This is a genomic window from Streptomyces sp. ATLC9, from assembly GCF_057196705.1.
This window is the reverse complement of the sequence record NZ_JBXUOY010000035.1, coordinates 21,311-29,087: the sequence shown is the minus strand read 5'-3', so window position 1 is coordinate 29,087 and position 7,777 is coordinate 21,311. Positions and strand designations below refer to the sequence as shown.

Sequence of the window (7,777 nt, the reverse complement as noted above, 5' to 3'; positions counted from 1 at the left end):
CCGCGCCCCGCCCCCCCCCCCCCCCCCGCCCCCCCCCCCGGGGGCCCCCCCCCCCCCGCCCCCGGGGCCCCCCGCCGCGTGCGGAACCGGTGCCGGGCAGGGGGCTCCCAGGTCGAAACATGCGTTCTCCTCCGCTAAGGTTAGGCTCACCTAAATTACACGGAGGTCCGTTCAACGTGAACCAGTCGCGTCCCAAGGTCAAGAAGTCGCGTGCGCTCGGCATCGCGCTGACCCCGAAGGCCGTGAAGTACTTCGAGCAGCGGCCGTACCCGCCGGGCGAGCACGGCCGGGGCCGCAAGCAGAACAGCGACTACAAGGTCCGGCTGCTGGAGAAGCAGCGGCTGCGCGCCCAGTACGACATCAGCGAGCGCCAGATGGTCCGCGCCTACGACCGCGCCCGCAAGGCCGAGGGCAAGACGGGTGAGGCCCTGGTCGTCGAGCTGGAGCGCCGCCTGGACGCGCTCGTCCTGCGCTCGGGCATCGCCCGCACCGTCTACCAGGCCCGCCAGATGGTCGTGCACGGCCACATCGAGGTCAACGGCCGCAAGGTCGACAAGCCCTCCTTCCGCGTCCGTCCGGACGACGTGGTCTCCGTCCGCGAGCGCAGCCGCGCCAAGCATCCCTTCCTGGTGGCGCGCGAGGGCGGTTACGCGCCCGACGGCGAGACCCCGCGATACCTCCAGGTCAACCTCCAGGCGCTGGCCTTCCGCCTGGACCGCGACCCGAACCGCAAGGAGATCCCGGTCGTCTGCGACGAGCAGCTCGTCGTCGAGTACTACGCCCGCTGATCCTCCGGCGTGCCCGTACCGCCCGTACCGCCCGGTCCCGGCGGCACGGACACCCGGGCCTCCCGGTCCCCGGCCCTCCTGGCGCATCGCGCGGCAGGGGGCCCGCGGCGTGCCCCGGCGCGGCGCGCGGGAGCGGGCGCGGACGCCGCCCCGCCCGCCGGGCCGGAGGGAATGCGGTACGGGCGACGGCCCGCGGCGCGATAAGGTCGGTATCCGCCGTCGCACCCGTGAGATCGGTGGGCAGGTACCCCCACGAACCGCAGGACGCGGCGGCCGACCCCATACGACCCGAGGGAAGCGGTGCAGCGTGTCCGGTGGAGAGGTGGCCGGCCTCCTGGTGGCCGTCTTCTGGGCGATCCTGGTGTCGTTCCTCGCCGTGGTGCTGGTGAGGCTCGCGCAGACGCTCAAGGCGGCGACCGGACTGGTGACGGACGTGACCGAGCGTGCGGTCCCCCTCCTCACCGAGGCGTCCGAGACCGTCCGGTCGGCGCAGAGCCAGCTCAGCCGGGTGGACGCCATCGCCTCCGACGTCCAGGAGGTCACCGCCAACGCCTCGGCGCTCTCCTCCACCGTCTCGACCGCCTTCGGCGGCCCACTGGTGAAGGTGGCCGCGTTCGGGTACGGAGTGCGCCGAGCCCTCGGCCGCAAGAGCGACCCGCCGCGGCCGAAGCGCCCCGTCGTCGTGGGCCGGTCCGTGCCGGCCGCGCGCCGGGGGGCCGACCGGCGCCGCGACGGAAAGGACTGATCCCACCGTGTTCCGCCGCGCCTTCTGGTTCGGTGCCGGCGCCGCCACCGGCGTCTGGGCCACCACCAAGGTCAACCGCAAGCTGCGCAGTCTCGCGCCCGACAGCCTCGCCGTACGAGCGGCGGACCAGGCCGTGGCGGCCGGGCACCGGCTGAAGGACTTCGCACTCGACGTCCGCGCCGGAATGGCGCAGCGGGAGATCGAGTTGAACGACGCACTGGGACTGACGGCCTCCACCGCCCCCGGGGCCGCGGGCCAGGCAGAAGACCGCCGGGGGATCGCCGGGCGGGCCCCGCACCGCCCCGCCCTCGGAGCCACCCACCCGTACGACCGGAATGAGGACCACTGATGGAGTCGGCTGAAATCCGCCGCCGCTGGCTGCGCTTCTTCGAGGAGCGGGGGCACACCGTCGTGCCGTCGGCGTCGCTGATCGCGGACGACCCGACGCTGCTGCTGGTCCCCGCGGGCATGGTGCCCTTCAAGCCGTACTTCCTGGGTGAGGCCACTCCGCCGTACGAGCGCGCCGTCAGCGTGCAGAAGTGTGTGCGCACCCCGGACATCGAAGAGGTCGGCAAGACCACCCGGCACGGCACCTTCTTCCAGATGTGCGGCAACTTCTCCTTCGGCGACTACTTCAAGAAGGGCGCCGCCGAGCTCGCCTGGGAGCTGCTCACCACTCCCCAGGACAAGGGCGGCTACGGGCTGGACCCGGAGAGGCTGTGGATCACCGTCTACGAGGAGGACGACGAGGCCGAGCGCGTCTGGCGCGACATCGTCGGCGTCCCCGCCGAGCGGATCCAGCGCCTGGGCAAGAAGGAGAACTACTGGGACATGGGCGTGCCCGGTCCCTGCGGCCCCTGCTCCGAGATCAACTACGACCGCGGCCCGGAGTTCGGCGCCGAGGGCGGCCCGGCCGTCAACGACGAGCGCTACGTGGAGATCTGGAACCTGGTCTTCATGCAGTACGAGCGCGGGCCGGGCCAGGGCAAGGACTACCCGATCCTCGGTGAGCTGCCCAGCAAGAACATCGACACCGGCCTCGGTCTGGAGCGCCTGGCGATGATCCTGCAGGGCGTGCACAACATGTACGAGACCGACACCCTGCGCGCGGTCATCGACAAGGCCGGCGAGCTGACCGGGGTGCGCTACGGGGCCGCCGAGGACACCGACGTCTCCCTGCGCGTGGTCGCCGACCACATGCGCACCTCCGTGATGCTCATCGGTGACGGCGTCACCCCCGGCAACGAGGGGCGCGGTTACGTGCTGCGCCGCATCATGCGCCGCGCCATCCGCAACATGCGCATCCTGGGCGCCGGCAAGCCGGTCGTCGGCGAGCTGGTCGACACCGTGATCGGCGCGATGGGACAGCAGTACCCCGAGCTGATCACCGACCGGCAGCGCATCGAGACCGTCGCGCTCGCCGAGGAGGCCGCCTTCCTGAAGACCCTCAAGGCCGGCACCAACATCCTCGACACCGCCGTCACCGAGACCAGGGCCGCCGGCGGAGCCGTCCTGCCCGGCGAGAAGGCCTTCCTGCTCCACGACACCTGGGGCTTCCCCATCGACCTCACCCTGGAGATGGCCGCCGAGCAGGGCCTGTCCGTGGACGAGGAGGGCTTCCGCCGCCTGATGAAGGAGCAGCGGGAGCGAGCCAAGGCCGACGCCAGGGCCAAGAAGACCGGCCACGCCGACCTCAGCTCCTACCGCGAGGTCGCCGACACCGCCGGGGCCACCGTCTTCACCGGCTACACCGACACCGAGGGCGAGACCTCCGTGGTCGGACTGCTGGTGAACGGCCTGCCCTCGCCGGCCGCCTCCGAGGGCGACGACGTGGAGGTCGTACTCGACCGCACCCCGTTCTACGCCGAGGGCGGCGGGCAGCAGCCCGACACCGGCCGCATCCGCCTGGGCTCCGGCGCCGTCATCGAGGTCCGCGACGTCCAGCAGCCGGTGCCCGGCGTCACCGTGCACAAGGGCACCGTCCAGGTCGGCGAGGTCACCGTCGGCGCCCCGGCCTACGCCGCCATCGACGTCACGCGCCGCCGGGCCATCGCCCGCGCCCACAGTGCCACACACCTCACCCACCAGGCGCTGCGCGACGCGCTCGGCCCCACGGCCGCCCAGGCCGGCTCTGAGAACGCCCCGGGCCGCTTCCGCTTCGACTTCGGCTCGCCGACCGCCGTGCCCGGCACCGTCCTCACCGACGTCGAGCAGAGGATCAACGAGGTCCTCGCCCGTGAACTCGATGTCCTGGCCGAGGTGATGAGCATGGAGGAGGCCAGGAAGCAGGGCGCCATCGCGGAGTTCGGCGAGAAGTACGGCGACCGGGTGCGCGTGGTGACCATCGGCGACTTCTCCAAGGAGCTGTGCGGCGGAACCCATGTCCACAACACCGCCCAGCTCGGTCTGGTGAAGCTGCTGGGCGAGTCCTCCATCGGCTCCGGCGTGCGCCGTGTGGAGGCCCTGGTCGGTGTGGACGCCTACAACTTCCTCGCCCGTGAACACACCGTGGTCTCCCAGCTCACCGATCTGCTCAAGGGCCGTCCCGAGGAGCTGCCGGAGAAGATCTCCGGGATGCTCGCCAAGCTCAAGGACGCCGAGAAGGAGATCGAGCGCTTCCGCGCCGAGAAGGTCCTGGCCGCCGCCGCGGGCCTGGCCTCCTCCGCCCGCGACATCGACGGGACCGCCTTCGTCGGGGCCCGGGTCCCCGACGGCACGACCGCCGACGACCTGCGCAAGCTCGTCCTCGACGTGCGCGGCCGCCTCCAGGGCGGGCGTCCGGCCGTGGTCGCCCTGTTCTCGGTGGCGAACGGCCGTCCGCTGACCGTCATCGCCACCAACGACGCCGCCCGCGACCGCGGCCTGAGGGCCGGCGACCTCGTCCGCGCCGCCGCCAAGGCCCTCGGCGGCGGAGGCGGAGGCAAGCCGGACCTCGCCCAGGGCGGCGGCCAGGACCCCCAGGCGGTCGACGAGGCCGTCACCGCCGTCGAGCGTCTGGTGGCGGCCGCCTGATGCGGCGCGGCAGGCGGCTTGCCGTCGACGTCGGGGACGCCCGGATCGGGGTCGCCTCCTGCGACCCCGACGGGCTTCTGGCCACGCCGGTGGAGACCGTGCCGGGGCGAGACGTCCCGGCCGCCCGCCGCCGGCTGGCCGAGCTCGTCGCGGAGTACGAGCCGCTGGAGGTCGTGGTCGGACTCCCCCGCTCCCTCAACGGGCGCGAGGGCCCGGCCGCGGCCCGGGTGCGGGCCTTCGCCCGGGAGCTGGCCCGGGCCGTCGCCCCGGTGGTGGTACGCCTGGTGGACGAGCGGATGAGCACCGTCGCCGCGGCCCGGGGCATGCGCGCCTCGGGCGTCTCGTCGAAGAAGGGGCGCGGCCGGATCGACCAGGCCGCGGCCGTGGTGATCCTGCAGAGTGCCCTGGAGACCGAGCGGGTGTCCGGCCGGGCCCCGGGGGAGTGCGTCGAGACGGCCGCCCGATAGCGGTACGGTAGCGTTCCGTTCCGGACGGCGCCGTTCGAACACCAAGCCGTACGCCGGAGACGGCTGTTCGGGCAGCGGCGTCCGCGCGTACCGCAACCGGCTGCCGTCCGACGGCTCTAGGGGATCGATGACTGAGTATGGCCGGGGCACCGGCTCCGAACCGTGGCACCCCGACGACCCGCTCTACGGGGACCAGGGGTGGAACGGCGGAGCCCACCACGGACCCCAGCAGGGGGCCCAGCACGGCGACTGGGACACCTACGGCGGACAGCAGCAGTACCACCCTCACCAGCAGCACCAGGGTCAGCAGCAGTACGGCTACGGACAGCAGGAGCAGCAGGACTGGGACACCCAGGGCGGACAGCAGCAGTACGGCGACCCGTACGGCGGGCAGCAGCACGGGGACCCCTACGGACAGCATCAGGGGCAGCACCGGGACGACCCGTACGGTCACCAGCAGCAGTACGGCGATCCGTACGGCGGGCAGCAGCACGGGGACCCCTACGGACAGCACCAGGGGCAGCACCGGGACGACCCGTACGGTCACCAGCAGCAGTACGGGGACCACACCGGTCGCCCCGGAGCCCAGGAAGCCCACTCGGAGCACCCCGAGCAGCACGGGCAGTACCAGCACGGTCACCAGGAGGAGTACGGACAGCAGCCCCCGCGCTCCCCGCGGGGACGGCGCCGCGAGGAGCCGGACCCCGGCCCCGGGCCCGACGAGGAGACCGGCTGGGACCCGGGTCCGGACCAGGGCGAGCACGCCTTCTTCTCGGACGACGGCGGCGACGAGGACGGCGGTGACGAGGACGGCGGCCGGTCGGGCCGCAGGAACAAGGGCAAGGGCCGGGGCGGCAGGAACGGCATCGCCTGCCTGACCGTCGCGCTCGTCCTGGTCGGCGGCGTCGGCACGGCAGGCTATTTCGCCTACGACCTCTACCAGAGCCACTTCGCCGCCGCGCCCGACTTCTCCGGCCAGGGCGAGGGCGACACCCAGGTGGAGATTCCCGAGGGAAGCAGCCTGGCGCAGATGGGCGCCATCCTGGAGAAGGCCGGTGTGGTCAAGAGCCGGCAGGGATTCATCGAGGCGTCCAACGCCAACCCCAGGGCGAAGACCATCCAGTCCGGCGTCTACATGCTCCGCAAGGAGATGTCCTCGGCCGCGGCCATCGAGATGATGCTCGACCCCTCCAGCCAGAACGCCCTGATCATCGCCGAGGGCAAGCGGGCCGCGGAGGTCTACGCGCTGATCGACGAGAAGCTCGGACTGGCGGAGGGCACCACGGAGAAGGCCGCCGGGAAGGCGGACCTCGGTCTGCCCGAGTGGGCGGAGGACAACCCCGAGGGCTTCCTCTTCCCGGCCAAGTACACCGTGGGCGACAAGACCGAGCCCGAGGACCTGCTCAGGAAGATGGTGGAGCGGGCCGACCGGGAGTTCGAGAAGGCGGACCTCGAGGGCCACGCGGAGCGGCTCGGCCTGGAGTCGTCGCTCCAGGTGCTCACCGTCGCCAGCCTGGTGCAGGCGGAGGGCAAGTACAAGCACGATTTCGTGAAGGTCTCCCGCGTGGTCTACAACCGGCTGAAGCCGGACAACACCGAGACCAACGGCTACCTGCAGTTCGACTCCACCTACAATTTCGCCAAGAACCAGTACACGCTGGACGTGCCCTCGCCCAGTGCGATGGCCAAGTTCGACCACCCCTACAACACCTACGCCAAGAAGGGCCTGCCGCCCGGTCCGATCAACAGCCCGGGTGCCGAGGCGCTGCACGCGGCGGTGGAGCCGGCCGAGGGGGGCTGGTACTACTTCGTGTCGATCACGGAGGACAACACGGTGTTCTCCGACACCTACGAGGAGCACAGCCGGCACGTGGAGAAGTTCAACGCGGAACAGGAGAAGAACGGGGAGGGCCAGTGAGTCCGGCCGGAAGGCGGGCGGCGGTCCTGGGAGCACCCATCGCCCACTCCCTCTCCCCGGTGCTCCACCGGGCCGCCTACCGGGAGATGGGGCTGACCGGCTGGTCATACGACCGCTTCGAGGTGGACGAGGACGGCATCGCGCCGTTCCTGGAGAAACTCTCCGCGAGCGGCGAGGACTGGGCCGGGCTGTCGCTGACCATGCCGCTCAAGCGGGCCGTCATCCCCCTGCTGGACGGGATCGGCGACACCGCGGCCTCGGTCGGGGCCGTCAACACCGTGGTCTTCGCCGCGGACGGCCGCCGTCTCGGCGAGAACACCGACGTCCCCGGCATGATCGCCGCGCTGCGCGAACGCGGCCTGGGCAGCGTCCCGCACGCCGCGGTGCTGGGCGCCGGAGCCACGGCCTCCTCCGCGCTCGCGGCGCTCGCCCGGATCTGCACCGGAGAGGTCACCGCGTACGTCCGCAGCCGGGAGCGGGCCGAGGAGATGCGCGGCTGGGGCGAGCGGCTGGGCGTGGCGGTGAAGACCGCCGGCTGGGCGGACGCGCCGCGGGCGCTGACCGCGCCGCTGGTGATCGCCACCACCCCGGCGGGCGCCACCGACGCCCTGGCGGCGGCCGTGCCCGAGCGGCCCGGCACCCTCTTCGACGTCCTCTACGAGCCCTGGCCGACCCCGCTGGCCGCGGTCTGGTCCGCTGTCGGCGGGCAGGTCCTCGGCGGCCTCGACCTCCTGGTGCACCAGGCGGTCCTCCAGGTCGAGATGATGACCGGCCGCTCCCCGGCCCCGCTGGCCGCGATGCGCGCGGCGGGCGAGGCCGCGCTGGCGGCGCGTACGGCCTGACGCAC

7 protein-coding genes are annotated in these 7,777 nt (G+C 72.5%); all 7 read left to right on the top strand.

Going from position 1 to position 7,777, the window contains the following annotated elements; translation table 11 throughout:
* The first annotated feature begins 176 nt into the window (after positions 1-176).
* Positions 177-788, top strand: a complete 612-nt coding sequence (rpsD, locus tag AC2CJA_RS06420) for a 30S ribosomal protein S4 (protein ID WP_245793732.1) — start codon at positions 177-179, stop codon at positions 786-788.
* Positions 789-1,095: 307 nt separating this feature from the next.
* Positions 1,096-1,533 carry a DUF948 domain-containing protein gene (locus AC2CJA_RS06415; RefSeq protein ID WP_484601682.1) on the top strand — a complete coding sequence of 146 codons (438 nt, stop codon included), beginning with the start codon at positions 1,096-1,098 and terminating at the stop codon, positions 1,531-1,533.
* Positions 1,534-1,540: 7 nt separating this feature from the next.
* A complete protein-coding gene (locus AC2CJA_RS06410) occupies positions 1,541-1,882 on the top strand; it encodes a DUF6167 family protein (RefSeq protein WP_484601681.1) in 342 nt (113 codons plus the stop codon).
* Complete coding sequence (alaS, locus tag AC2CJA_RS06405; RefSeq protein ID WP_484601680.1) at positions 1,882-4,545, top strand: alanine--tRNA ligase; 2,664 nt, start codon at positions 1,882-1,884, stop codon at positions 4,543-4,545. The genes AC2CJA_RS06410 and alaS overlap by 1 nt, the downstream gene beginning before the upstream one ends.
* Complete coding sequence (gene ruvX, locus AC2CJA_RS06400; RefSeq protein ID WP_484601679.1) at positions 4,545-5,012, top strand: Holliday junction resolvase RuvX; 468 nt, start codon at positions 4,545-4,547, stop codon at positions 5,010-5,012. The genes alaS and ruvX overlap by 1 nt, the downstream gene beginning before the upstream one ends.
* 127 nt (positions 5,013-5,139) lie before the next feature.
* Positions 5,140-6,930: an endolytic transglycosylase MltG gene (mltG, locus tag AC2CJA_RS06395; protein ID WP_484601678.1), complete on the top strand. Its 1,791-nt coding sequence runs from the start codon at positions 5,140-5,142 to the stop codon at positions 6,928-6,930.
* Positions 6,927-7,772: a shikimate dehydrogenase gene (locus tag AC2CJA_RS06390; protein WP_484601677.1), complete on the top strand. Its 846-nt coding sequence runs from the start codon at positions 6,927-6,929 to the stop codon at positions 7,770-7,772. Before mltG ends, AC2CJA_RS06390 begins: the two co-directional genes overlap by 4 nt.
* The last annotated feature ends 5 nt before the right edge of the window (positions 7,773-7,777 follow it).

Excerpts from the sequence above, each read along its gene's own strand:
- alaS (WP_484601680.1), top strand. The coding sequence starts at position 1,882 with ATGGAGTCGGCTGAAATCCGCCGCCGCTGGCTGCGCTTCTTCGAGGAG.
- ruvX (WP_484601679.1), top strand. The coding sequence starts at position 4,545 with ATGCGGCGCGGCAGGCGGCTTGCCGTCGACGTCGGGGACGCCCGGATC.
- mltG (WP_484601678.1), top strand. The coding sequence starts at position 5,140 with ATGACTGAGTATGGCCGGGGCACCGGCTCCGAACCGTGGCACCCCGAC.